This window comes from Aestuariibacter salexigens DSM 15300 (genome assembly GCF_000429145.1).
Classification (GTDB): domain Bacteria; phylum Pseudomonadota; class Gammaproteobacteria; order Enterobacterales; family Alteromonadaceae; genus Aestuariibacter; species Aestuariibacter salexigens.
This window is the reverse complement of record NZ_AUBH01000006.1, coordinates 168,512-193,870: the sequence shown is the minus strand read 5'-3', so window position 1 is coordinate 193,870 and position 25,359 is coordinate 168,512. Positions and strand designations below refer to the sequence as shown.

Genomic DNA, 25,359 nt, shown 5'->3' with positions numbered 1-25,359 from the left:
ACCCGGATTGGTGCAGAGATTCGCTTGTTTCCTGAGGTAAGCATGCTTCATAAACTGAAGACTATCGCCTTGATATCGATAGTCGGCCTGTTGGCAAATGCCTTGCCAGCACCTTTTATGACCAATGGCATGTTTGCCTGGGGAATGTTTGCTTCAATTTATGCCGGGCTCAAATTTGGCTGGCGCTGGTGTGTTTTTTCAACGCTTTTAGTATCAGTACCACTATGGTTCGAGCCTGTATCGATAATTTCAGTATCGCTGGTACTCCTCCACCCATTGATACTGACCGTCATTTGTTACCGCAAATCTCAAGTCAGACCAATTACTATCAGTATTTTGTACTGGTTGATGCTGGGTTTACCATTATTTGCCCTGTCTGCATGGTGGCAAAGCGGCAATCTTGACCTCAGTGTTTTTGGAGATGGTCTATTAACAATACTTAATGCAGTGGGCGCCGCGTTGTTGGGCCATTTTCTAGTGATTGCAGCAAATATGCTGCGCCCATCTGACAACGTGCCACCGCAAAAAATCCGCTTTTTATTCCAGTATCTGTTCAGCGGTGTGTTCTTTTTTTCTATATTGGCCGTCTCTTTTGTTTACATAGGTTTGCATCAGCGCAGTACACAGATTCAGCTAAGTGACTATCTGACAGATGCAGCCGAAACAATAGGCATTGGGGTTGAATCTTATCTTCACAGTCACGCTAAGGCGCTTCGCGCGGTCAGTGATATTGTCAATACTACTGAGCAGGGGCAACGTGTATTGCAGTCATTGGCATCGGCGTATCCCGGCTTTTTAACCATGCTAATGACGGACGCCAAGGGCACCATTATTTCATCTCAGCCAGCATCTCTATTAGAAGTCGCTACTCAGCAGGGACATGTCGACGTAGCCTATCGTGATTATTTCAGCGTGCCTAAGCAGACCGGACAGAGCTACGTGTCAGATGCTTTTCAGGGCAAAGGTTTTGGCAGTGATCCCATTGTTGCGCTATCAGCCCCGGTGTTTTCACAAAACGGTGAATTTGAAGGCATCATTGAAGGCTCGTTGGATCTGTCGGGATTTGCAACCTACGACCGACTTCCACAAAAAGCCGACAGTGCGATCATTATCACTGACAGTCAGAATAAAGTCGTGTTTGCTTCTCCTTCCTTAAATCAACAAGCATTGCTGGAACTCATGGTCATGGAATGTGAGCATTCGCGATGTTTAACGCCTCTTGAGGGGCTGTTCGCTGGGCAGAATTGGCTGGCTATGCAATTCGTCAGCAGTGACCTGAAATGGAATGCCTATGCGTTATATCCGCGCAGTGCATTTGAAACCGGCATAAACCGTTATTTAATTATCACGCTGATTGTCGTTATTGCGCTGGTCGGGCTGGCATCTGCTGCCGGCTATTTGGTCGCAGTGGTGCTAACCCGTCCTCTCTCGGCATTAATAAATGACTTCAATCAGTTCGATCCGCACGGTGACTACTTTGTAGGAGTGACTAACAACAGTCGACGCTATATTCATGAAATCAGTGAATTGGACAGAGGCTTTTCAGAGCTTAAATTACGTCTGATGAGCTCGTTTCGACAGCTGGCGTATGCAAGAGATAAACAGCAGGAATTGAACGACACGCTGGAGCAGAAAGTCCGGGAAAAGACTGCGTCGCTTGAAATCGCACTGCAACGAGCCAATGAAGCGAGCGAAGCGAAGTCTCGATTTCTGGCCAACATGTCCCATGAGATACGCACACCGATGAACGGTATTCTGGGTACCTGTGAAAATATGCTGGACGGTAAATTGGATGCAGATACGCAGCGCAGGATAGAAATCATTCAGCTGTCTGCCAAAAATTTGCTGATAATCCTCGACAGTATCCTTGACTGGTCGAAGATTGAAGCGGGAAAGATGTCGGTTGAGTATCGAAGTTTTGCGCCCCAGCCCTGGTTAAATGCCTGTGCGGAATTACACAAACAGGCGGCGGAACAAAAAGGGCTTATCATTAACGTCGACTGTCAATCTCCTCTGCCCGATGCGGTTAAGAGCGATCCGACAAAACTTACCCAGATCCTTAACAACCTTCTTAGCAATGCCATTAAGTTCACCACTAACGGCAGTGTCACCGTAAAGCTAGCATATACTGACAACCGGCTTGAACTGTCTGTGCAAGACACGGGTATTGGTATAAGTGAGGAGCAACAGGAAAGTATTTTTCAGGAGTTCTCTCAGGCCGATGTGTCAACGACGCGTGTATTTGGCGGCACCGGACTGGGCTTAACGATTTGTAAGGAACTTACCCAATTGCTGGGTGGCTCGTTAACCTTGTCGAGTAAGCCAGAGCAAGGGACCCGTTTTGATGTCTCGATTCCTGCTGACATCGCCGAGCTGCAACCTGCTACGGACAGGGAAAGTGAAGCGGCAGAGTTTATCGAAGGGCTGAAGATCCTGATCGTTGAGGATAACGATATTAACGCATCCATTATTCAGGATATGTTGCGTAGCTTAGGTGCTCGCTTCTTGCGCGCCAGAAATGGCAACGAAGCGATTGCCGTGCTTGAGCAAAAACAATTCGATTTAGTCCTGATGGACTGCCAGATGCCGGTGATGGACGGATTCGAGGCCACACGGCAGATTCGCACCCGACAAACATCCTGGGCGACAGTGCCTATCGTCGCCCTGACTGCTAACGCGTACGCTGAGGATCGCAGCGCATGTCTTGATGCTGGAATGGATGACTATCTCAGCAAGCCGGTAGGCAAAGCGGAGCTGATTAATGTGCTAGGCAAATTGCTTAACCCAGGATAGACATCCGGTTCTCTATTATTGGCCTACCGTTATTCATTACCTGACGGCTGTTCCTGCACGGGCTTGGTAAACAGGCGCAATACGAGATAACCACATAAAGCTGAGACAAACGAACCGCAAAGAATACCTAAACGTTCATCGGCCATCTGATTTACACCGGTTTCTTCAAATGCCAGAGATCCAATAAACAGACTCATCGTGAAACCGACACCACACAATAGCGACACACCATAGATGTGACGCAGGGTGACGCCTGTCGGCAATGATGCCAGCCCGGTTTTAATTGCCAGATAGCTGAACCCAAACACGCCAATCTGCTTGCCTATCACCAACCCGAGGAAAATGCCGATGGTCACAGGATGGAAAATGGCGTCGGCTGCAATAGTGCTGAAATCGATACCTGCGTTGGCGAACGCAAATAACGGCAGAATGGCAAAGCTAACAGACGGGTGCAGATCATGCTCCAGCGTTTGCACCGGTGAACGTTGCGGGTTCTCCCGGTCGCGCATAGGGATAAACATCGCCAGCAGTACACCGGCCAGCGTCGCATGTACGCCAGATTTCAGCATTGCCACCCAAAGTACCAATCCCACAAATATGTATGAGGGAACAGAAGCGACACCTCTGCGATTCATAGACCATAGCAAAAGTAAGCAGCAGGCAGCGATGACAAGCGCTGTCGTGGTAATATTGCTGGTGTAAAACAGCGCAATGATAACGATCGCGCCAATGTCATCGATGATAGCCAGTGTGACTAAAAAGACTTTAAGAGCAACGGGTACACGACTGCCAAGCAAAGCCAGAATACCAAGTGCAAACGCAATATCAGTTGCGGCCGGAATGGCCCAGCCAGACATGGCCGTCGCGTCACCCTGATTAAAAAAGACGTAGATCAAAGCCGGCACCAGCATACCCCCAACGGCAGCCGTGGCGGGCAACGTAATATCTGCGGGATTAGATAATTCGCCTTCACAAATCTCTCGTTTTAATTCCAGTCCTACCATAAAGAAGAACACCGCCATCAGACCGTCATTGATCCAAAGCAACAGGGGCTTATCGATACTCCACGTACCCACAGCTACCGTGACAGGTAGTTCTACCAATTGGTCGTAAATAGGTGATAGGGGCGAATTGGCGACAATCAGTGCCAGTACCGTAGACAACATCAGCGCAATTCCGGCCGAGGATTCGCTGCGTAGCAATTCGTGGACAGGTAATGGCTTATTCAGGATGTTATTAATCAAGGTGATAGCCCTCGTTTTAATCTTCTAAGTGAAACTGTTTACCATAGTCAGCTAGGTGCTTCGCAAAGCTTTGACTCGCCAGACTAAGTGGTCGGTTACTCAATGTCACTGCATGCCAATATGACCGCAGGGGAAACCCATCGATATGCAGAATTTTTACTCTCGGATCGGGTGATTGTGCGAGCGTATATTCGGATAAAATGGCCAGTCCAAGGCCTGACGCTACGGCGAGTTTTATGGCCTCATTACTTTCTATCAACATGGTGTTATGCATGTGGATGTCGTGACGCTCACAAAACTCATCAACCGCCAACCGCGTGCCAGAGCCTGGTTCACGTAGCAAAAATTTGTATTCGATTATGTCTTCTAATCGACAGTTATCTGGACCGCGATAGTCTGCGCTGGCTATGACATGCAGGCGATTGGGCATAAACCGTTGAACATCAACCTTCAATGCTTCTGGCGGGTGGCTGAAAATATAAATATCGTCGCGATTTTGTTGTAATCTTTCGATGATCTGGGCGCGATTGCCAACCTTTAAGTGCACGTCAATCCCAGGGTGTGCTTTACAAAAATCAGCCAGCAAGGGCGGAATAATGTATTTTGCTGTGGTGACAACGGCCAATCGTAATGAGCCTACTTCTACGCCTTTGAGTGCTTGTATATGACTCGTCAACTTAGCCTGTGCATTAAGTACATCCTGCGCACACCGATAGACGGCCCGACCTGCTTCTGTCATGTGCAGTTGGCCCTGATGAGTCTCAAGCAGAGGTAAGCCACACATTGTATTTAGTTTCTTTAATTGCAGCGATACGGTGGGCTGTGACAATGACAGCTGCTCAGACGCGGCGGTAACTGACCCGCAGTCTGCGACGTGCTGAAAAACTTCCAGTAGACGAAAGGTAAGATTATTCATTTGTCCGCCTGCGTTATTTATTATGATAAATATATATTCTATTTATATATCTTTAAATCTATTTTTAAGATCATCCTGCAACCCTAAGCACATTGATGTGCTTTTTTGAGGCGCTGCAGGGCATGGGATTTGACTTTGATTTGAGCTACAATCTGCGCCCTTTTTATGCTGAGACGCGATTACGCTTCTAACCCCTGTGAGCATTCAGGTGCTTAGGTGGATTCGGAGTGCATTGCAACAGTAATCAATTTTTAACGCGATGAGCAGGAGACACTATGCCTAAGGTGGCTATCGTTATGGGGTCTACATCTGACTGGCCGACCATGCAAAATGCAGCGAAAATGTTAAAACGCCTGGGCGTTGACTTCGAAGCAAAGGTCGTATCCGCACACCGCACGCCAAACTTGTTGACCGAATTCGCGGAGACCGCCGATAAGAACGGCTTCGATGTCATTATCGCTGGTGCTGGCGGCGCTGCCCATCTGCCTGGCATGATTGCCGCCCATACGCATTTGCCCGTATTGGGGTGTCCGGTGCGCTCTAGCCAGCTCAACGGCCTGGATTCGTTACTGTCAATAGTGCAGATGCCAAAGGGAGTTGCTGTGGGTACGTTGGCAATTGGTGATGCTGGTGCCGCCAATGCGGGCTTATTGGCTGCCCAGATTGTTGCCCTGCAAAGTGACAACGTCAGAGATGCAGTGAAGTCATTCCGCTCAGAGCAAACAGAGTCAGTGCTTGCAGCAGGTGATTTGGAGCTTGACCAGTGAAAGTCCTGGTATATGGCGCTGGCCAGCTCGCGAGAATGATGTATCTTGCCGGAACGCCGTTGGGCATCGATGTGCAAGCCGTGGATGTCAACTCACAGGCAGTTGTCAATCCGATCAGCAAGGAGCCCCTGAATACTACCCTTGAGCAGGCTATTTTAGCCGCTGAATCCCTTACTGCTGAGTTTGAACATGTGCCAGAGGCATTGCTTCAACAAGCGCATGACAGTGGCAAATTGCGACCGGGCATGCAGGCGATTCTGACGGGTGCTGATAGGGTCAGAGAGAAGGCGTTACTGGAAAAGTTGCATATCGCTAATAGCGCTCATCGTATTGTGACCGATATTCAGCAGCTCGACGATGTCTTATCCGCCATTGGTGCAGATTTAATTATCAAAGCCAGCCGTGACGGTTATGACGGCTATGGTCAATGGCGATTACGCAGTCAGGATGAGTTAGCTGAGTTAAAACTGCAACTTGCCGATCTAGACTTGCAAGCCGTTCCATTAGTTGCAGAGAAACGCGTTGAATTTGAGCGTGAAGTGTCATTAATAGGCGTGCGAGATACGAGCGGCAACGTTAAGTTTTATCCCCTGGCAGAAAATCTTCATCATCAGGGGCAGCTGCATGTGTCCGTAGCGCCGGCCACTGATGTGACAGAAGCACTGCAACGTCAGGCTGAGGATATCTTCACCTCGCTGGCTAACGAGTTAGACTATGTTGGTGTACTAGCAGTAGAGATGTTTCAGGTTGGCAGTTCATTATTGGTTAATGAAATTGCACCACGAGTGCATAACTCTGGCCACTGGACTATGCAGGGCAGTGTGACTTGCCAGTTTGAAAATCATTTGCGCGCCGTGACTGGATTACCCCTAGGTGATACCCGAGCCATCGGGCCAAGTGCGATGATTAATATTATCGGTTGTACGTCCTTTTCACGACAGTTATTGAGTATTCCAGGATGTCATCTGCACTGGTACGGAAAAAGTGTCCGGAAAAAGCGCAAAATGGGTCACATCAATGTCGTTGGTCAGACTCATAAAGAGCTCGGTGAGGCATTGCAAAAGCTGGCCGAGTTCTTACCATTGGAGCATTTCCCGAAGCTGATTTCGGAAGCGAAACGCTTACAAGCGATCGTGCTTGACAACTGATTCGGAATGCTTAGAATACCGCCTCGCTGTGAGTGACACGCATCGCTGACACCGCAGTAGCACAGTTTTAGTGTGCCGGCTTAGCTCAGTTGGTAGAGCAACTGACTTGTAATCAGTAGGTCGCCAGTTCGACTCCGGCAGCCGGCACCATTCTTCTCTTCGTACGTTCTGAGTTGCACCAGCAATATGTATTAGGGCTATAATCTTCTAAATCACTTAGGAGTGCCTACATTGTTGTATCGCAAATACGTCAAGTCTTTCTTTTTATTCGTTTTCATTTCTCTATCTACATGTGTTAGTTATGCCGCAGATATTGTAGTCAGCGACGCATGGGCGAGACCCACATTTGCATTAGCGACTACCGGTGCAGCCTATATCACACTTGAAAATCAGGGGGAGTCTGATGACGTCCTTGTTGCTGTAAGCGTTAGCGAAGACGTGGCGGCGAAAGCCGAAATTCATGACCATATTATGCAGGGAGATATGATGCTGATGAGACATTTGCAGGATGGTGTTCCCCTGCAAAACGGGTCAAGGGTTGAATTCGCACCCGGTGGTAAGCATATCATGCTTATGGGGCTGACCGGGCCATTGCTTGAAGGACAAAGCATACAGGTGAGCTTGTTTTTTGAATATGCAGCTACGCAAGTCGTCACCGTGAACGTCGGTGACGGGCCGATGCAAGATAATGATGACGAACATGGTCATCATCACCACGAATAACATTGCATCGCTATAGCACTGCGTCAACTTTAGAAGGAAATGAATATGAGCAAGATTGATATTGGCATCAATGAAACAGATCGTCAGGCTATTGCCGACGGTTTGAAACGACTTCTGGCAGATTCATACACCCTCTATCTGCAAACCCATAATTTTCACTGGAATGTAACCGGACCACAGTTTCGTGAACTGCATCTGATGTTTGAAGAGCACTACACAGAGCTAGCTGTGGCTGTGGACGATATTGCTGAGCGTATCCGCACTCTAGGCGTTGCAGCGCCGGGAACTTACAAAGCGTTTACCGAATTGAGCTCGATTGCCGAAGTAGAAGGAGTGCCCGCAGCCAAAGAGATGGTATTGATCCTGACACAGAGTCATGAGCAGGTGGTCAAAACGTGCCGGGAAGTGCTGGTGCTGGCACAGCAGGCAGACGATGAATCGACGGCGGCACTGGTGTCCGATCGTATGCGGGTGCACGAAAAAACCGCCTGGATGTTGCGTGCCATGGCGGAATAATATTCATTGCTATACTGCACGATGCGCGCGCAGTATAGTTCTGTCGATACAGACAAGCTTGCATTTCAGCGGTCAATCCCCACTATATCGCTAACCAAAACAATCACGAGATTGCAGATGCAGAACATAATCGACATGACTCTGGAGAATTTCCAGCAGGTCATCATGCATGATTCTCAGCAAAAGCTGGTCATGGTGGACTTCTGGGCTGACTGGTGTGAGCCCTGTAAAAACCTGATGCCTGTATTAGAAAAGCTGGCTCAGGAATACAGTGAGCACCTACTGCTCGCTAAAGTAAATTGTGATGAGCAACAAGAGATTGCCGCGCAGTTCGGTGTGCGCAGTCTACCGACTGTGATGCTGGTTAAAGATGGACAACCGCTTGACGGGTTTGCCGGTGCGCAGCCTGAATCGGCCGTCCGGGAAATGCTCGAAAAACACCTGCCAAAACCTGAAGACGGTCTTCTTCAGCAGGCTCAGGAACTGGTCTCTGCGGGTGATTACGCTAACGCATTCGGTTTCGCTAAGCAGGCCTATGACCTAAACGCTGACAATGTTGATATCAAGTATGTGTTGGCTGATTGCTATATCGAGACCGGCAGGCTCGAAGAAGCCAAGGGAATTCTGGATACCATCGGCCTGGTCGATCAGGATGGCCGCTATGCGTCACTACGCGGCAAAATAGAGCTGGCCGAACAGGCTGCAGACACGCCAGAAATCCAGGCATTACAAGAGCAGCTCGAAGCAAACCCGGACGACATGCAGTTAAAGGTCGACCTTGCGGTGCAGTTGCAGCAAGTCCACAAAGTCGAAGAAGCGATTGCATTGTTGATCGAAGTGTTGAAAAAAGATCTCAATTTTGGGGATGCTAAGAAACTGACACTCGACGTTATCAATGCGCTGCCAGATGGCGATCCACTCAAGTCCAGTTCGAGACGTAAACTTTACAGCCTGCTGTACTAAATAAGTACGACTCAGGTGAGCGCTGGGCTCACCTGAGTCAGTGCGCATGCTCGTCAAATTCCTCTAACGATCCTAGGACGCCCGGTGTTACCCTTGTTCCGACTGCAATAAATTCTTACTCGCTATGTTTCAGACTTTTTATCGACGTTTTCTTGAAGCCAACCCTGGCGTTCAGCATTTTGCCTGTCACAGTCATTATTACTGGCCAGATATCACCCGCCAGGCGATGCTTGATTACTGGGATGACAGCGCGCGTTTTGTCGACGATAAATGGGATTATTGGTTTTCTGAAAAGATCCCGGCCGTTCAGCAACATATCGCCCGGGTACTGAACACAGAACAGCCCGAACAAATTGTATTTGCGCCGAATACCCATGAATTTGTGTTCAGGTTGATGACCTGCCTGCCATTTGACAGACCGATCAGCATTCTGACCACCGACAGCGAATTTCATAGCTTCAATAGGCAGTCGAGACGTTTTGAAGAGTTAGCCAACGTGACTGTTCATCGCGTGCCGGCTGCGCCTTTTGAGACATTTAATCAACGCTTTGAGCAGGCGCTGGCAAGCCAGCATTATGACATGGTGTTTTTGAGTCATGTGTTCTTCAATAGCGGCGTGCAGGTAGACGCATTACCTCAGCTTGTGAATGCTGTGCAGGATGACGATACAATGGTTGTCATAGATGGTTATCACGCCTTTATGGCTGTACCGGTAGACCTGAGTGAAATTAAACACCGGGTGTTTTATCTGGCTGGCGGTTACAAATATGCCCAGGGCGGAGAAGGCGGGTGTTTTATGCATGTGCCAAAAGGCAGTGCCCAACGCCCGCTTTACACAGGATGGTTTGCTGAATTTGGCGAGCTGTCGCAGTCAAAAGGGAATGAAGTCAGCTACAGCAAGGATGCAATGCGCTTTGCTGGTTCAACTATGGATTTTAGTGCCTTGTACCGCCTTCATTCGGTATTTGAACTGTTTGCAGAACACCGCCTCGACGTCAGGCAAATCGATGGGTTCATCAAACAACGACAGCAACAGTTTTTGACGCACATCGATGGACTGCACTCACCCTGGCTGAACCGCCAGCGGCTGATTCAACACGATGCGCAGCTGCATGGGCATTTTCTGGCTTTTGAGTTAGATAACGAGCAGCAGGTCGGCAAGTTACAAGCGTATTTACACGCGCACAACATCGCAACGGACGGTCGTGGCAAACGACTTCGTTTTGGATTTGCGTTATACCATGATGGCCTGCAATATGACCTCAGTTGTATTAAGGAATTCAGCGGAGAATAAAAGCGATGGATGCGTTATGGATAGCGCTCGCACTGGTACTGGTACTGGAAGGTCTCGGGCCTATGCTGTTTCCGAATAAGTGGCAGCGGTTTATGTCAGAGATGGCCAATCAGCCGGTGCAGCAGCTGCGAACCCTCGGCGGAGCCATGGTAACCATTGGCGCCGTGGTACTGGTGTTCTTATTATCCTAGAAAACAGGTGATTTGCGCCCTCTATTTTTGATAGAATCCCCGCCTAATTTTTTTACACTTGAGTTCCATGGCTAAAAACGTTGTCGTGCTCGGCACCCAATGGGGTGACGAGGGTAAAGGTAAAGTCGTCGATTTGTTAACAGATCGTGCCAAATATGTGGTGCGCTATCAGGGTGGCCATAACGCTGGCCATACGCTGGTAATTGATGGCGAGAAAACCGTACTGCATCTGATCCCTTCAGGGATCCTGCGCGATAATGTCACCTGTATCATCGGCAATGGCGTGGTACTGAGTCCTGAAGCCCTGATGGCCGAAATCACCATGCTGGAAGAGCGCGGTGTACCGGTCAAAGAGAGGCTGCGTATCAGTGAAGCTTGCCCTCTTATTTTGCCCTATCATGTTGCGCTCGATATCGCTCGTGAAAAAGCCCGTGGCAGCAAAGCGATTGGCACGACCGGACGGGGTATTGGTCCCGCTTATGAAGATAAAGTGTCTCGTCGGGGCCTGCGCGTAGGGGACCTGTTCAATGCAGAGGATTTCGCCGCCAAGCTGAAGGAAGTGCTGGAGCATCACAACTTCATGCTGACTGAATACTACAAAGCGGAGCCGGTCGATTTCGATAAGACATTGAAAGACGCATTAGCCGTTGCCGATATTCTGAAGGCGATGGTTGTAGATGTGACCGACGTTCTGGATACCGCGCGCAAGCAGGGCGATGAAATCATGTTCGAAGGCGCACAGGGCACGTTACTGGACATTGATCACGGTACTTATCCCTACGTCACGTCATCGAATACGACCGTGGGCGGTGTCGCCACTGGGGCGGGATTCGGTCCGAGACACATCGACTATGTACTGGGTATCGTAAAGGCGTACACAACCCGGGTTGGTTCTGGTCCATTCCCGACTGAACTTGATTGTGACGTAGGTGAGCACCTTGGTGTTAAAGGCCATGAATTTGGCGCGACTACCGGACGTAAGCGTCGAACTGGCTGGTTTGATGCGGTCGCCATGAAGCGTGCCGTACAGATCAACTCTATTTCTGGTTTTTGCCTGACCAAGCTGGATGTGCTGGACGGTCTGGAGACGTTGCAAATTTGCGTCGGATATAAAGACGAGCAGGGTAATATCCAAACCGTTCCACCCATGGCAGCAGATGGCTATGATCTGGTTGAGCCAGTGTACGAAGATATGCCTGGCTGGCAGGAGAGCACGTTTGGTGTGACGCGCTATGAGGATTTGCCGCAACAGGCAAAAGACTACATCAAGCGATTGGAAGAGCTGACTGAAGTGCCGGTAGATATTGTCTCCACCGGGCCGGATCGCAACGAAACCATTATTTTGCGCCATCCTTACGACGTGTAAGGTTGTAAGTAGATTCAGAAGGCCGCTTGATGCGGCCTTTTTATTGCTGCGCAGTCAATGTTAATGGTGTTAACTTGCTACTTCACTCAGGTTGTCTTTATGCCATAATGATGGCTCAATAATCCCACGCAAAAAGATTGAGAGCATTATGGACGCCACAACTAACGGGAATACGCAGGCTGAAGCGGCTATTCATCAAACCATGCCGAATGAAGCATTTGATACCCCTCTAACCGATATTGAAGGGCTTGTTAAACGGTCTCATAGCGCCTTTGCTACTGGCAAGTCCAGAGATATTGAATGGCGTAAGTCGCAGCTTGTAGCGATTAAGCAAATGACGCTCGATAATGAAAAAGCGCTGCTGTCGGCACTCAAGCAGGATCTCAATAAGTGCGAGCAGGAAAGCTGGATATCAGAAATTGGCTTTGTTACGACAGAAGTCGACCATACTCTTAAGCATCTGAAAAAGTGGGCAAAGCCATGTAAGGTATCCACGCCTATGGTAGCGATGCCCGGGAAAAGCTTTGTGTATCCTGAACCGCTGGGCTGTGTGTTGATCATTGGAGCGTGGAACTACCCGTATCAACTGGTCCTGGCACCGCTTATTGCCGCCATTGCCGCGGGTAATACGGCGATAATCAAGCCATCTGAGTTGTCCACCCATACCGCCAAGCTCATCGCCGAGCTGGTGCCGAAGTATCTCGATAATGACGCCTTTTCCGTGGTTAATGGCGGTAAGGAGCAAACCTCTGAACTGCTTAAACATAAATTCGATCACATCCTGTATACAGGGGGCGAGACAGTCGGAAAAATCGTCATGCGGGCAGCGTCTGATTATCTAACGCCGGTAACGCTGGAATTGGGGGGTAAAAGCCCCTGTGTGGTAGATAGCAGTGCAGATTTGAATGTGACAGCGGCGCGTATTGTCTGGGCCAAATGGCTTAACGCAGGGCAAACCTGTGTGGCGCCTGATTACGTGCTGGTGCCTGCATCTTTGGCGGATACGCTGGTCAGTAAAATTAAGACTAAACTCACCGAGTTTTATGGACAGGATCCGGCTAAAAGTCCGGATTATGGGCGCATTGTTAATCAGCGCCATCATGCAAGGCTGTGCAATTATCTTGAGGGGCACAATGTCGCTCATGGTGGGCAGGCCGATGCTTCTGACTGTTACCTGGCACCGACCATCGTGATCAACCCTGCAACGGACAGTGCGCTGATGCAGGAAGAAATATTTGGACCGATTCTGCCTATCATCACAGTAGATGACGTAGAGGCGAGCATAGACATTATCAATAGCCGCCCTAAACCATTATCAATGTACGTGTTTACAAAAGATAAAGCGTTTGAGCAACGTCTGCTTGAGCGCACCAGTGCCGGAATGGTGTGCGTAAATGATGGGTTCATGTTTGCGGTTAACCCCGAGTTACCGTTTGGCGGCGTCGGCAATAGTGGTATGGGGGCTTATCACGGCAAATATGGCTTCGATACCTTCAGTCACATGAAAACCGTGATGAAGCGCAGCTTCCTGTTCGATGTCGCCGTGCGCTATCCACCGTTCAGCAAAACTAAACTGAACCTCATGAAAAAGCTTCTTTAGGATGAATACCAGCATGACACTGAGTCCTTTTCACCTGGCGATCCCAGTTGATGATCTTGATGTGGCCGAAGAGTTTTATGGTCTGCTGTTAGGCTGTGAAAAAGGTCGCTCATCATCCCATTGGATAGACTGGAACTTCTTTGGTCATCAATTGGTGACCCATCAGGTTGACAATATGCCCGCGCCGCTAAAGCCTAACGAGGTGGATGAAAAAGCCGTGCCGGTACCCCATTTTGGCGTGGTATTGCCCTGGCAGGATTGGCACAACCTGGCTGAACGGCTTAACGCTGCGAAGGTAGAATTTGTCATCGAACCTTATATTCGTTTTAAAGGACAAACCGGCGAGCAGGCCACACTTTTTCTACTTGACCCATGCGGCAACGCACTGGAGTTCAAAGCCTTTAAAGACATGTCCCAGCTATTTGCTCACGATTAGAGACATCGCGACGGGATATGAAGCTGCACCAACTGAATGGCTATATTCAGAAAATTTACCTGGTTGAATACGACCATGGATTATTGTTACTTGATGGCTGTTGCAAGCCTGACGTATCGCTTCTGCGACATTTTATCGAGCAACAACTCGGCAGGCCATTCAATGATTTAAAGCTGGTGGTTGTGACGCATATGCATCCCGATCATGCTGGAGCTGCACACAAACTCCGAGCCTTGACAGGGTGTCAGATTGCCAGTGCCAATATCGACACGCCCTGGTATCGGGGTCTTAATGGCTTGTTGATGTACCTGATCGATGTGGTATTAACGGTCTGGGTGGCAGGGCGCCTGAACAAACCGGCTAAAAATGTGTTGTATCCAATGCGTTTGAAGCCGGATGTTCTGCTTAACGATAATGACCTATTGCCTGGTTTTGAAGAGTGGCAGGTGCTAACTACCCCAGGGCACACAGACCGTGATTTGTCACTGTGGCACAAGCCCAGTCACAAAGTGTATGTTGCAGACCTCATCGTGCAGGTGAAAAAACGCTTTGCTCCACCTTATCCTGTTTTTCATCCGAATAAGTACCGTGCTTCGCTGGCGCGAATTAAAGATTTGCTGCCAAACGCCCTGTGGTTGGCTCACGTCGGAGAGGTCAGCCTGCGAGAGGCGGATTATCAACACATGATGACGGTTTCGCCGACTAAGCCGAAAACGCCATGGCGAACTACCAAGTTAAAATGTAAGCAACTTCTGATACGCACCCGCTAATTATCGGCTAGCCTTTATAGTAACTCCTTTGCCATTCGTTCAGAACTCATGACCATTGTGCCCGTTCCTCATCTCGATAAACTGGTTGTTCAGCATGCAGACTTGCAACCACATCTACAGGCATTGCAGGCGGCGGGAGTAAGTAGCCATAACGTAGGGCAGTCATTGCTGGGACGCGATATCGTGGCGTTGAAGTTTGGCAGTGGGCCACACAGGGTGCTGGCATGGTCACAAATGCACGGCGACGAATCGACCGCGACGGCCTCGCTGATTGATCTGGCAACACACCTGCAAACTAGCCCGCCTGATTGGTTGTCTCAGGTCACGTTAATGTTGGTGCCTATGTTAAACCCGGACGGTGCGCAGCGGCTAAGTCGCTACAATGCCGCTGGCATTGACATCAATCGCGATGCACTGGCACTCGCTAGCCCTGAGGGGAAAATTCTCAATGACCTGGTCAGTGACTTTGCACCACACTGGGCGTTTAACCTGCACGACCAGGATCGCTGGTATCGTGCGGGTATTGACGGTTTGCCAGCGACGCTGTCTTTTCTGGCTACCGCAGCCGACCCCGACAGAAAAGTAGGCGAGACACGTTCAAAAGCCATGGCGCTGATTGGCCAATTGCTGCAGGATATGCAGATTGAACAGAAAGTTGGGGTGGGACGCTACAGTGATGAGTACAATCCGCGTTGTTTTGGTGATGCCATTGCTGCTAAAGACATTGCCGTGATCCTGGTTGAATGTGGATTTGCGCCCGACGATCCGGCCAGGCAGGAAGCACGCAGACTTACCGCTGAATGGCTGTTTTTTGCCTGTGAAAAAATTGCGATACAGCAGCTGTCACAGGACACGACGTGCTATTTATCGATACCGATGAACCAAGATAAAGGATGTGCCGATTTGGTCATTGAAAATGTCCAGTTAGCACCTGACGTGCTGGCTGATGTGGTCATACGTGGCGATAAAGTAGACCCGCATAGTGACCAGCGTGTTATCGACGATATTGGTGACTACCAGCACTTGCATGCCTATCAGCGTGTCGATGCAGCAGGGATGCAACCTATCCCAATGCTGACCTACTGGATAGAGCAGCCGTTATTTCTAGATGACGACACCTATCGAAAACTCATTGATATGGGTTATATACGTTTTGCAGGCGACAGAGAGCTGCTCGAGGTCGCGACGTTTTGGCCTGTTGACTGGCGTAACAGCAGAGTTGAACCGCAAGCCGCGCTTTGTCGTGGAGACAAGGCGACGATGGCACTGGGTCAAGACGAGTCTATTCAGTTAGCAATCATTTGTGGTCAGGTCATCCCCCTCTGATATGCGTAAATCCATCATATTCTGGAACGGAAACAAGTCGCCTACGCGCCAGCAATATGAGTTGGATATATTGCGGCTGGCATTGCGTAGCAGTAGCGCCGGGTTTGCAGACCTGCATATTGTTGAAGACAGACAAGACTATCCTGAACCAGAGCAAGAAGGCGCAATTCTATTAAACAGCGCTGATGTGTGTGTCACGGTAGCCGGCAACCCCAAGTTCCTGCCAGATACCTACATCCCCATCCATATTCCCTTGATGAAAGGGCTGCTTGGACATCGTTTGCTTATCATCCGGGATGCGGAACAGCCGGTTTTCGCCGATCTTAGTAGCATTGAGGCACTGCGTGGTAAAACCGCAGGTATTCCTGCCACCTGGGCAGATGCCACCTTGTTTCGACATAATCACTGTCTGGTCGATGAATATGGTCAACTACAGGATGTCATGAATCGACTGGCGGATGGCCACTGCGATTATGTAGCCCTTGGCGCTAACGAGATACATGATGTGTTTGACCAGCTTAGCGATTACACCGAAAGTCTGGTGATTGAGTCAACACTGCGCTTGTACTATCCCTATGCATTGGTGTTTTACGTCAGTCCACGACGAGAGGAGCTGGCCATAGCCATCCAACAAGGTCTACAAACCGCATTGCTTGATGGAGCCTTCGATAAGTTATTTCACGCCCATAACCAAGCCTGCCTCGCGAGTGCAGATCTGTCTCACAGGCGTGAGATAGCATTGGTCAACCCGTTGTTGCCAAAGGAAATCATGCCCTCGCTTAAAGAGGTTAAATCAAGCTTGCTTGCAGAGTCCGTTAACAGGTTTTAATGCGGAACTTGTTTCTGAGTCAGATACATCTGCCGCGGTAATCTGCACCACTTTATAACGCTCGGGTCTGTGGTTTACCGCAATAACCACATTCAGCGCAACTGCGCCAGCAATAGAATACAGAATCAATTCCAATAGGATAAAAAACAGTGACACTGCCAAAATGGTGATGTCGATACCCAGCGTCACATTACCAGCGCGGTAGCCAAATTTATTCTGGATCCACAGCCCCAATACACCGACCCCGCCCAGGCTCGATTTATGGCGAAACATGATTAAGATGCCCGTGCCGATCAGCAATCCTCCGACAACAGCGGCGAATAGCGGGTGAATATCATTAATATCGATAAAGTGCCCAATATACTCAGAGAACACTGACACAACGGATACTGAAATAAAGGTATTCAGGGTGAATCGTTTGCCTAGCTGTGTCAGAGCCAGCGTATAAAACGGCAGGTTGATCAGAAAGAACAGGGCACCAAAGCTCAACTCACTCAGATGTGTACCAAGCAGTGCGATCCCGGCGGCCCCGCCAATCAGCAACCCTTGAGCATTAAACAGGTATACACCCAACGCCACAAAGATGCTGCCGCATAGCAAAGCCAGCAGGTCTTCATATAAATGGTGCTTGGGCGAGTTCATGTGCTGTGTTCCGTTGCCATCTGATTGCTAAGAAAGCACGCATTTTAAAGCACGAGTGTCAGGATACAGAACGTTGATGGATAATTAGACGAGCCAAGTTGAGTGATAAAGGTACACCCAGCTTTACGAGTTATTAAAGCCTTGTGGTTGTTGTGTAGACAGGCTGTTATGGAAATGAAAATGGGCCTCTGTGAGGCCCATTTTTTTACTTAGCGTTGAGTATGGCTTAAACGCGCTCAAATACGGTTGCGATACCCTGACCCAGACCGATACACATGGTTGCCAGACCGACAGATTTGTCATTGGCTTCCATCAGGTTGATAAGGGTTGTAGAGATGCGTGCTCCCGAGCAGCCGAGTGGATGCCCCAGGGCAATCGCACCGCCATTCAGGTTAACCTTCTCATCATACACATCAAGCCAGCCAAGCTGTTTGATACATGACAAGGCCTGCGCGGCAAACGCTTCGTTGAATTCGGCAATGTCAATGTCGTCCATGGTCATGCCGGCACGTTTCAGCGCTTTCTGCGTTGCCGGTACGGGGCCGTAGCCCATGATGGCCGCATCACAGCCGGCTACACCCATTGCGCGGATTTTAGCTCGTGGCGTCAAGCCCAGTTCCTTTGCACGGTCGGCTGACATCAGTAACATTGCAGCTGCACCGTCTGAGATCGCAGAAGATGTGCCAGCAGTAACCGTCCCATTTACCGGATCAAATACCGGGCGTAGACTCGCCATGGTTTCTACCGTGCTGTCCGGGCGGATCACTTCATCATGATCGATAAGCTGTAATACGCCATCGGCATCGTGACCTTCTGTGGCAACGATCTCGTTTGTCCAGCGCCCTTCAAGGTGGGCCTGATGAGCGCGCTGATGAGAACGTGCACCAAACACATCCTGCATTTCGCGGCTGATTTGATTCTGGCGTCCGAGCAATTCAGCAGTCATGCCCATATTGCCTGAGGCTTTGGCGGTATATTTAGCCAATCCTGGGTGGAAATCCAGGTTGAAGGTCATCGGCACATGCCCCATGTGCTCCACGCCACCAATCATGTAGATATCACCCTGGCCAGTCATGATCCCTTTGCTGGCATCATGCAGTGCCTGCATGGAAGAGCCGCACAGGCGGTTTACTGTGACAGCGCCGGTACTACGCGGAATGCTAGTCAGCAGTTGAGCATTACGGGCAATGTTGAAGCCTTGTTCCTTGGTCTGCTGAACACAGCCCCAGATGATGTCTTCAATTTCTGCAGGATCAACACCCGGGTTGCGCTCCAATAATTTGCTCATCAGATGCGCAGAGAGGGTCTCAGCACGGACATTACGAAATACACCACCCTTGGAACGACCCATGGGTGTACGAATACAATCGATAACTACGACGTCTTTCATTGTCTGTCTCCTTGGGTCGATTAAGCGAAGTAAGATTTGCCGTTGGCGGCCATTTCACGGACGCCATCGCTGATTTGATAGATTGGACCAAGCTCAGCGTACTTGTCAGCCAGGGCAACAAAGTTGTCCAGTCCCATGGTTTCAATCCAGCGGAAAATGCCGCCTCGGAAGGGAGGGAAACCAAGGCCGTATAACAGTGCCATATCAGCTTCGGCCGCGCTGCCGACAATCCCCTCTTCAAGACAACGAATGGCCTCGTTAGCCATAGGGATCATAAGACGGGCGATGACCTCGTCGGCGTCAAACTCTTTGCGCTCGGCACAGTGGGGTGCAAACAGCGCGTAGGCATCGTCAGATGGCGTCTTGGTTGGCTTGCCGCGTTTGTCAGTGCCGAAGTCGTAGAAGCCTTTACCGTTCTTTTGGCCCAGACGATCGGCCTTGTATAGCAAGGTAACCGGGTCGTTATCGATTTTCTGCAGACGCTCTGGAATGCCGTCAGACATCACACCTGAAGCGTGATCAGAGGTGTCCATACCTACAACATCCAGCAAATATGCCGGGCCCATCGGCCAGCCAAACACTTTTTCCATTACTTTGTCGACAGCGACGAAATCTGCACCGTCTAATATCAACTTGCTAAAGCCGGCGAAATACGGGAACAACACTCGGTTTACCATGAATCCTGGGCAGTCATTGACCACGATAGGTGTTTTGCCCATCTTCAACGTGGCAGCCACAACCGCAGCAATGGTTTCGTCTGAGGTTTTTTCTCCGCGGATAATTTCAACCAGAGGCATACGATGTACTGGGTTGAAGAAGTGCATCCCGCAGAAGCGCTCTGGCTTATCCAGATTCTTGGCCAGCTCAGTAATTGAGATAGTTGAAGTGTTTGAACAGATAATAGCGTCATCGCTAATCACCTGTTCTGTTTCCTTCAGCACAATACCTTTGACCTTGGGGTTTTCTACCACGGCTTCGATCACCAGGTCCGCGTCTTTGATGGCTGAATATTCTAAGGTCGGTGTAATGCGGTTCAGCGTCTGTGCCATCGTTGTGGCATCCACTTTTCCGCGTTGCATACCTTTGCCCAGGATCTTGGCTGCTTCATTAAGGCCAAGGTCCAGCGCCGCCTGATTGATGTCTTTCATGATCGTGGGGGTGCCTTTTACCGCGCCCTGGTAAGCAATACCGCCGCCCATGATGCCGGCACCCAGCACTGCATGCTGCTTAACCTGTTTAGTGGCCGCTTTAGCCACTTTTTTACCTTTACCTTTGACCAACTGATCGGCCAGGAAAATGCCGACTTGTGCGGCAGCAGCGTCGCTCTTGGCCAGTTTTGCAAAGCCCTGGTTTTCCAGTTTTAATGCGCCATCCCGGTCTAGGGTGGCGGCTTTGGCTACCGTATCTACCATCATGTTAGGGGCTGGGTAGTGTTTACCTGCTTGAGCAGCGACCATGGCTTTGGCCGTAGAAAAACTCATTACCGATTCATTGGCATTGAGGTTAAGTGGTGCCTTTTTCTGCGCGCGGCGAGCCTGCCAGTCAAATTTCCCGGCGATGGCATCTTTGACCATGCTGAGCGCTGCCTCGGTTAATTTTTCAGGCGCAACAACGGCGTCTACCGCACCTTCTGCCATAGCTTTTTGGCCATTACGGTCTTTACCGGTAGTCATCCACTCCAGTGCGTTATCAGAACCAATCAGACGTGGTAATCGCACTGTGCCGCCAAACCCTGGCATCAGGCCAAGCTTAACTTCCGGTAGGCCGATTCTGGCGTTAGTGTCGGCAACGCGCATGTCACATGCCAGAATCATTTCACAACCACCACCCAGGGCGAAGCCATTTACGGCCGCTACAGTGGGGAAAGGCAGATCTTCAAAGCGGTCAAACACTTGAGATGTGTTTGCCACCCAGGCGCAAATCTCTTCTTCTGGCAAACTAAACAGTGAAGTGAATTCTGTGATATCGGCACCAACGATGAATACGCCTTTGGCTGAACGGACGATTGCGCCTTTGACATCGCTATTATTTTTCAGTGCCTGAGTTACTTCATCTAACTCGCGGACGGTGTCTTGATCGAATTTATTTACCGATCCCTGTGCATCGAAAACGATATCGGCGATGCCGTCGTCGAGCAGGGAGGCGGTCAGGCTGTTGCCTTGATAAATCATTGTAGTCTCCTTAGACCCGTGAATTGATGGCACACGCTGTGCCTTGGTAGGGTGGCTAGATTCTTGTAAAAGCCAACGCAAATTTCAATAGCATTTAAACAATTGTTTAAATGTGTGCGTTCTGGCGGCTTTCAAGTAGGACTTGCATCCTGATGCGGATCTTTTATGGTTTGTCATGGCGAACTAAAAATTTCGGGTTATATTGATTGTCTCGCATGCCAGAAAATCGCGCTGTGCTTACGCTGCATTCTATTCGTTCACGGTCTCTGCTACTCAGTGTCTTTACACTGTGGCTATGGGCGTGCGCGACATTCAGCGCGTATGCTGTCGATAATGATGCAAATCTTGAGCAACAGCGCAAATGGTTTGAACGGGCTGAGAGGCTTGCCACCAAACCTCGCAACAGCGAATTTCAACGCCTGAAAGAAAAATTAGCGGATTACCCGCTACAGCCTTATCTGACATATCGTTACTTACACCAGTTCCCTTACCTTTCAAACCTTGAGCAAATCGATGATTTCCTTACTGAATACGCCGATACGCCCATGGATGAACCCCTCAGAGAGCGATGGCTCAGTTATCTGGCGAATAAAAACCGGGTCGACTTATTTATCGAGTACTATCGCCCCACAGGCAGCACCAAACTGGATTGTACCTATGCTGACTATTTGGAGCGCGCCGGACAGACAACATTGGCCATGCAAAAAGCAGAACAGCTGTGGATGGTCGGCAATTCCCAGCCGTCAGCATGCGATCGCATATTTGCTGTCTGGACAAAAGCAGGATTGCGCACTGAACAGCATGTGTGGAAACGATTAAGTCTGGCAGCCGACGGTGGCAGCGCATCACTGGTGCCATACCTGACTAAGTTACTGCCGGAACAAAAAAGGTATCTGGGCGAGTTGTTTTTAAACGTTCGACGGTCACCAAGTCAGGTGAGCAAGCTGTCGAAATTTCCCGCGACCTTTCCAGAGCAAGAGCAGCAAATCCTGATTTATGGCCTCGGGCGACTTATATGGCGCAACGCAGATCTGGCATTGGTGACCTATCGCAATGCACAGTCACGCTTCGCATTTACCATAGCTCAGCAAGCCGAACTGGCGCAGCGTTTTGCCATTGCTCTCGCTATTGAAGAACATCACGAGGCGGAAGTATGGATGGAAACAGCCGCGACGCTAGGCAATGATGAAGAGGTACTACGTTGGCATCTGGCCCATGCCTTAAAGCATCAGCAATGGCACCACGTCATGGACATTACTAATATCGCTGACACGCAAGAGCTGTCTTTTGCGTACTGGCGGGCACGTGGTTTTGAGCAGCTTGGTTCTCGGGACGCTGCATTACCGATTTTCAACCAGTTGGCTGAGCAGCGTCATTATTATGGATTTCTGGCCAGTGGCAAGCTTAAGAAAATGCCATCATTATCCGATGCGCCGCTTAACTTCAGTGCCCAACAGCTTGACGCAGTATCATCATTACCTGCTGCAAGACGTGCCTATGAGTTTCTGCAACTTGAGCGTTATACCAGTGCCAGACGCGAGTGGCTGGGCATGCAAAACGGTCTGCCTGAACAGCAGCGCTTAGTCGCTGCAGTCATTGCCGATCAGTGGGGGTGGCACGATCAGGCGATTCTCGCATTTGGCCGCACAGGCTACCTGGACGATGTAAAACGACGTTTCCCGTTGGCGTACACGGAACAGCTATTGCCTCGCTCGGAAAAATATAATGTTGAACCGGAGTGGGCGTTGGCGATTACCCGACGGGAGAGCTCATTTATGGTCGACGCCAACTCTTCGGCTGGCGCGCGGGGACTGATGCAATTAATGCCAAGTACTGCACGTTACCTTGCCCAGCAAAAAATCAGTAACCGGGCGCTGTTTGATCCCGAGCAAAATGTTGAATTTGGTACGCAATATATGCGTTATCTAATGGATAAAATGGACAACAATCCATTGTTGGCGACTGCATCATATAATGCTGGCTGGAGAAGGGTGAAAGAATGGGTGCCTGCAAACGGCAGCATGCCGGCTGATGTCTGGATAGAAAATATTCCTTATAAAGAAACCCGCAATTATGTAAAAGCGGTAATGGCTTACAAGCAGATTTACGCCACCCTGCTGGGTAAACAGTCAAGCCTGTTCGAAGAATTAGTGGAGATGCAAATTTCTGCCTCTAATCTGACTTTTTAATTTGGTCATGCTAGAGTCGCAGCCCATCTGATAGCACCACACACGCTTGTTTTTGAGGAGTCTATGCAACAACTCGCACCGCTTTATCCCGATCATATCGACACCATGCAGACTCGTACTCGTGAAGCTTTGCAGCGCGAGGGAATTGATGGTCTGGTCATTCATTCAGGGCAGAGTAAACGGATGTTTCTGGATGATAATCACTATCCATTTCATGTGAATCCGCAATTTAAAGCGTGGTTACCGGTTATCGATAACCCCAACTGCTGGTTAGTGGTTGATGGACAGTCAAAGCCAAAGCTTATTTTTTATCGACCGGAAGATTTTTGGCACTTTGTACCGGCCGAGCCTGACACCTATTGGAGTGGTCAGTTTGAGATTGTCATGCTTAAGCATGCTGATGCGGTAGAAAAGCACCTGCCTTTTGATAAAGCCCGGTATGCCTATATCGGTGAGTATATTGAGGTTGCCAGAGCGCTCGGTTTTGACAACATTAACCCGGATCGCGTACTGAACTACCTGCATTACCAGCGTGCTTATAAAACTGACTACGAACTTGAATGTATGCGCGAATCAAACCGCATTGCCGTAAATGGCCACAAGGCCGCCAAGCAAGCGTTTGAAAGCGGCGCCAGTGAGTTCGACATCAATCTGGCCTACGCAAACGCCACCCGTCATGGTGATAATGATGTGCCTTATACAGGCATCGTTGCCCTGAATGAAAATGCCGCGATATTGCACTATATGGTGCGAGATAAAACCGCCCCCGATGAGCATCGTTCGTTTCTTATCGACGCCGGCGCTAACTTCAACGGTTATGCAGCAGATATTACCCGTACCTACACAACGCAGGGGGGACTATTTGCTGACATGATTAAAGCGGTAGATAACATCACACTGTCGCTCATTGAAAACCTGAAACCTGGTGTCAGCTATGTCGACATTCATGTTATGGCACATCAGTTACTTGCACAAACGCTTCAGGATGTCGGGCTTATTAATCTGCCCAGCGACGATATTCTTGCACAACAGCTCACAACGCCCTTTTTCCCTCATGGTATAGGACACTTTTTGGGGCTACAGGTGCATGATGTTGGCGGTCACGCTGCTGACGATAGAGGAACACCAAAGGCGCCACCAGAGGAGCACCCATTCTTGCGTTGCACCCGCACGGTAGAGGCTAGACAGGTATTTACTATTGAACCCGGCTTTTATTGTATTCCCAGCCTGCTGGCTGAGCTCAAGTCGTCAGAAAAGTCTAAATATATCAATTGGGACGTGGTCGACGCCTTGCGTCCATATGGTGGTATTCGTATCGAAGATAACGTTATCGTACATCGTGAGCGGAATGAAAATATGACTCGGGAAATGGGCCTTGAATAGAGCACTGGCATGCTTAGCGCTTGCCATAACGGTAAGCGCATGCCAGCCGCCTCCCACAAAAACCGAGTCGATGCTGCGCCTGGAAAATGCACAAAAAGACGTACAGCAGTATGTCGAGAAAGCTAATCTGGTGCTGGATAAGGCGACTGATAAGGCCTTGCCACAGGCTCTACCGGACTTAGTTTATGCAAAGGAGCTTCAGGACAATGCATCAGCCGTGTTCGTTAAGCTGCATATCCGTGATTTAGCGCAACCTGAACTGGCGCAGCTTACGACCCGCTTGCAGTCATATCATGCGGCTTTGAATGACTACACTCAGAATGTAATCGAAAAACTGATTACCAAAACACTGACGCTACAGAGTAAAGTGTTGGAAATAAATTCCAGGCCGCTGTCGGGCAGTGCATCAGGCTCGTCAGGTATGGTCGATTTTCTTGGCGATGAATTTAATAAAGATATTCAAGACTGCTGTCTTGAAGACCTGTCTCGCATTGCCATTCTCTTGCATGACAGCCCAATTGCACAGGAGCGGCAGATGAGTCGTCTGCTTGCCCAGATACCGTCACAATTAAATAAGATCCTTGCCGACCCAGCCTATGCAGAAGAGTTGCGCGAACAGGTCCAGGTCCTAACTGTTGACGATAAACTTGAGATCCCAGCTCGGCTGGACTAGTTTGAAAGCTTACTATTATTCTTGTTTAT

Annotated in this window: 22 protein-coding genes and 1 tRNA gene; 18 read left to right on the top strand and 5 right to left on the bottom strand. The window is 49.6% G+C overall.

Annotated elements, in window-relative coordinates:
* Positions 1–42 precede the first annotated feature (42 nt).
* Positions 43–2,793, top strand: a complete 2,751-nt coding sequence (locus G441_RS0111175; RefSeq protein ID WP_026376429.1) for an ATP-binding protein — start codon at positions 43–45, stop codon at positions 2,791–2,793.
* Between the two features lie 29 nt (positions 2,794–2,822).
* Here the strand turns inward: G441_RS0111175 and nhaA are convergent, their stop codons facing one another.
* The gene (nhaA, locus tag G441_RS0111170) at positions 2,823–4,034 is read right to left on the bottom strand and encodes a Na+/H+ antiporter NhaA (RefSeq protein WP_420806151.1); all 1,212 of its coding nucleotides are present in this window, start codon (positions 4,032–4,034) and stop codon (positions 2,823–2,825) included.
* Between the two features lie 19 nt (positions 4,035–4,053).
* On the bottom strand, positions 4,054–4,953 hold the full coding sequence (locus G441_RS0111165; protein WP_026376427.1) for a LysR family transcriptional regulator: 900 nt from the start codon (positions 4,951–4,953) through the stop codon (positions 4,054–4,056).
* Between the two features lie 275 nt (positions 4,954–5,228).
* Here G441_RS0111165 and purE point away from each other — a divergent pair, with 275 nt between their 5' ends.
* From purE to G441_RS0111090, 14 genes are all read left to right on the top strand, one after another.
* Positions 5,229–5,720, top strand: a complete 492-nt coding sequence (purE, locus tag G441_RS0111155; RefSeq protein WP_026376426.1) for a 5-(carboxyamino)imidazole ribonucleotide mutase — start codon at positions 5,229–5,231, stop codon at positions 5,718–5,720.
* Entirely contained in the window at positions 5,717–6,868 is a 1,152-nt protein-coding gene (locus G441_RS0111150) for a 5-(carboxyamino)imidazole ribonucleotide synthase (protein ID WP_026376425.1), read from the top strand. Before purE ends, G441_RS0111150 begins: the two co-directional genes overlap by 4 nt.
* 74 nt (positions 6,869–6,942) lie before the next feature.
* Positions 6,943–7,018: transfer RNA gene (locus G441_RS0111145), tRNA-Thr, on the top strand.
* An 81-nt stretch (positions 7,019–7,099) separates the two neighbouring features.
* Positions 7,100–7,591 (top strand): copper chaperone PCu(A)C, encoded by a 492-nt coding sequence (locus G441_RS0111140; RefSeq protein ID WP_026376424.1) that lies wholly within the window; start codon positions 7,100–7,102, stop codon positions 7,589–7,591.
* Between the two features lie 45 nt (positions 7,592–7,636).
* A complete protein-coding gene (locus G441_RS0111135) occupies positions 7,637–8,107 on the top strand; it encodes a Dps family protein (RefSeq protein ID WP_026376423.1) in 471 nt (156 codons plus the stop codon).
* Between the two features lie 117 nt (positions 8,108–8,224).
* On the top strand, positions 8,225–9,070 hold the full coding sequence (trxA, locus tag G441_RS0111130; protein ID WP_026376422.1) for a thioredoxin: 846 nt from the start codon (positions 8,225–8,227) through the stop codon (positions 9,068–9,070).
* A gap of 124 nt (positions 9,071–9,194) precedes the next feature.
* Positions 9,195–10,364 (top strand): aminotransferase class V-fold PLP-dependent enzyme, encoded by a 1,170-nt coding sequence (locus G441_RS0111125; protein WP_026376421.1) that lies wholly within the window; start codon positions 9,195–9,197, stop codon positions 10,362–10,364.
* A 5-nt stretch (positions 10,365–10,369) separates the two neighbouring features.
* Positions 10,370–10,555, top strand: coding sequence for a DUF2065 domain-containing protein (locus tag G441_RS18540; RefSeq protein ID WP_034474894.1), 186 nt, complete (start codon positions 10,370–10,372; stop codon positions 10,553–10,555).
* Between the two features lie 67 nt (positions 10,556–10,622).
* Positions 10,623–11,921 carry an adenylosuccinate synthase gene (locus G441_RS0111115; RefSeq protein ID WP_026376420.1) on the top strand — a complete coding sequence of 433 codons (1,299 nt, stop codon included), beginning with the start codon at positions 10,623–10,625 and terminating at the stop codon, positions 11,919–11,921.
* Positions 11,922–12,123: 202 nt separating this feature from the next.
* Positions 12,124–13,521 carry an aldehyde dehydrogenase family protein gene (locus G441_RS0111110; protein WP_026376419.1) on the top strand — a complete coding sequence of 466 codons (1,398 nt, stop codon included), beginning with the start codon at positions 12,124–12,126 and terminating at the stop codon, positions 13,519–13,521.
* Between the two features lie 13 nt (positions 13,522–13,534).
* The gene (locus G441_RS0111105; protein WP_026376418.1) at positions 13,535–13,957 is read left to right on the top strand and encodes a VOC family protein; all 423 of its coding nucleotides are present in this window, start codon (positions 13,535–13,537) and stop codon (positions 13,955–13,957) included.
* A gap of 17 nt (positions 13,958–13,974) precedes the next feature.
* On the top strand, positions 13,975–14,727 hold the full coding sequence (locus G441_RS0111100; RefSeq protein WP_026376417.1) for an MBL fold metallo-hydrolase: 753 nt from the start codon (positions 13,975–13,977) through the stop codon (positions 14,725–14,727).
* Between the two features lie 48 nt (positions 14,728–14,775).
* Entirely contained in the window at positions 14,776–16,053 is a 1,278-nt protein-coding gene (locus tag G441_RS18535; RefSeq protein WP_051275545.1) for a M14 family zinc carboxypeptidase, read from the top strand.
* A gap of 1 nt (position 16,054) precedes the next feature.
* Positions 16,055–16,882 carry a type 2 periplasmic-binding domain-containing protein gene (locus tag G441_RS0111090; RefSeq protein WP_026376416.1) on the top strand — a complete coding sequence of 276 codons (828 nt, stop codon included), beginning with the start codon at positions 16,055–16,057 and terminating at the stop codon, positions 16,880–16,882.
* Here G441_RS0111090 and G441_RS18530 read toward each other — a convergent pair.
* The 3 genes from G441_RS18530 to fadB form a co-directional block, all read right to left on the bottom strand.
* Positions 16,847–17,524, bottom strand: coding sequence for a YitT family protein (locus G441_RS18530; RefSeq protein ID WP_051275544.1), 678 nt, complete (start codon positions 17,522–17,524; stop codon positions 16,847–16,849). The two genes, G441_RS0111090 and G441_RS18530, sit on opposite strands and share 36 nt — an antisense overlap.
* 226 nt (positions 17,525–17,750) lie before the next feature.
* Positions 17,751–18,914, bottom strand: coding sequence for an acetyl-CoA C-acyltransferase FadA (gene fadA / locus G441_RS0111080; RefSeq protein ID WP_026376415.1), 1,164 nt, complete (start codon positions 18,912–18,914; stop codon positions 17,751–17,753).
* Positions 18,915–18,934: 20 nt separating this feature from the next.
* Positions 18,935–21,085: a fatty acid oxidation complex subunit alpha FadB gene (gene fadB / locus G441_RS0111075; protein WP_026376414.1), complete on the bottom strand. Its 2,151-nt coding sequence runs from the start codon at positions 21,083–21,085 to the stop codon at positions 18,935–18,937.
* A 215-nt stretch (positions 21,086–21,300) separates the two neighbouring features.
* Between fadB and G441_RS18525 the strand changes: the two genes are divergently transcribed.
* From G441_RS18525 to G441_RS0111060, 3 genes are all read left to right on the top strand, one after another.
* Positions 21,301–23,274, top strand: a complete 1,974-nt coding sequence (locus G441_RS18525) for a lytic transglycosylase domain-containing protein (protein ID WP_084407351.1) — start codon at positions 21,301–21,303, stop codon at positions 23,272–23,274.
* 63 nt (positions 23,275–23,337) lie between these two features.
* Positions 23,338–24,657 carry a Xaa-Pro dipeptidase gene (gene pepQ, locus G441_RS0111065; protein WP_026376413.1) on the top strand — a complete coding sequence of 440 codons (1,320 nt, stop codon included), beginning with the start codon at positions 23,338–23,340 and terminating at the stop codon, positions 24,655–24,657.
* Positions 24,650–25,330 carry a hypothetical protein gene (locus G441_RS0111060; protein WP_156896352.1) on the top strand — a complete coding sequence of 227 codons (681 nt, stop codon included), beginning with the start codon at positions 24,650–24,652 and terminating at the stop codon, positions 25,328–25,330. Before pepQ ends, G441_RS0111060 begins: the two co-directional genes overlap by 8 nt.
* The last annotated feature ends 29 nt before the right edge of the window (positions 25,331–25,359 follow it).

What these genes read in the sequence shown, in the direction of transcription:
- G441_RS0111175 (WP_026376429.1), top strand. Translation starts at nt 43, where the DNA reads ATGCTTCATAAACTGAAGACTATCGCCTTGATATCGATAGTCGGCCTG.
- G441_RS0111165 (WP_026376427.1), bottom strand. Translation starts at nt 4,953, where the DNA reads ATGAATAATCTTACCTTTCGTCTACTGGAAGTTTTTCAGCACGTCGCA.
- purE (WP_026376426.1), top strand. Translation starts at nt 5,229, where the DNA reads ATGCCTAAGGTGGCTATCGTTATGGGGTCTACATCTGACTGGCCGACC.
- G441_RS0111135 (WP_026376423.1), top strand. Translation starts at nt 7,637, where the DNA reads ATGAGCAAGATTGATATTGGCATCAATGAAACAGATCGTCAGGCTATT.
- trxA (WP_026376422.1), top strand. Translation starts at nt 8,225, where the DNA reads ATGCAGAACATAATCGACATGACTCTGGAGAATTTCCAGCAGGTCATC.
- G441_RS0111125 (WP_026376421.1), top strand. Translation starts at nt 9,195, where the DNA reads ATGTTTCAGACTTTTTATCGACGTTTTCTTGAAGCCAACCCTGGCGTT.
- G441_RS18540 (WP_034474894.1), top strand. Translation starts at nt 10,370, where the DNA reads ATGGATGCGTTATGGATAGCGCTCGCACTGGTACTGGTACTGGAAGGT.
- G441_RS0111115 (WP_026376420.1), top strand. Translation starts at nt 10,623, where the DNA reads ATGGCTAAAAACGTTGTCGTGCTCGGCACCCAATGGGGTGACGAGGGT.
- G441_RS0111110 (WP_026376419.1), top strand. Translation starts at nt 12,124, where the DNA reads ATGCCGAATGAAGCATTTGATACCCCTCTAACCGATATTGAAGGGCTT.
- G441_RS0111105 (WP_026376418.1), top strand. Translation starts at nt 13,535, where the DNA reads ATGACACTGAGTCCTTTTCACCTGGCGATCCCAGTTGATGATCTTGAT.
- G441_RS0111100 (WP_026376417.1), top strand. Translation starts at nt 13,975, where the DNA reads ATGAAGCTGCACCAACTGAATGGCTATATTCAGAAAATTTACCTGGTT.
- G441_RS18535 (WP_051275545.1), top strand. Translation starts at nt 14,776, where the DNA reads ATGACCATTGTGCCCGTTCCTCATCTCGATAAACTGGTTGTTCAGCAT.
- G441_RS0111090 (WP_026376416.1), top strand. Translation starts at nt 16,055, where the DNA reads ATGCGTAAATCCATCATATTCTGGAACGGAAACAAGTCGCCTACGCGC.
- G441_RS18530 (WP_051275544.1), bottom strand. Translation starts at nt 17,524, where the DNA reads ATGAACTCGCCCAAGCACCATTTATATGAAGACCTGCTGGCTTTGCTA.
- fadA (WP_026376415.1), bottom strand. Translation starts at nt 18,914, where the DNA reads ATGAAAGACGTCGTAGTTATCGATTGTATTCGTACACCCATGGGTCGT.
- fadB (WP_026376414.1), bottom strand. Translation starts at nt 21,085, where the DNA reads ATGATTTATCAAGGCAACAGCCTGACCGCCTCCCTGCTCGACGACGGC.
- G441_RS18525 (WP_084407351.1), top strand. Translation starts at nt 21,301, where the DNA reads ATGCCAGAAAATCGCGCTGTGCTTACGCTGCATTCTATTCGTTCACGG.
- pepQ (WP_026376413.1), top strand. Translation starts at nt 23,338, where the DNA reads ATGCAACAACTCGCACCGCTTTATCCCGATCATATCGACACCATGCAG.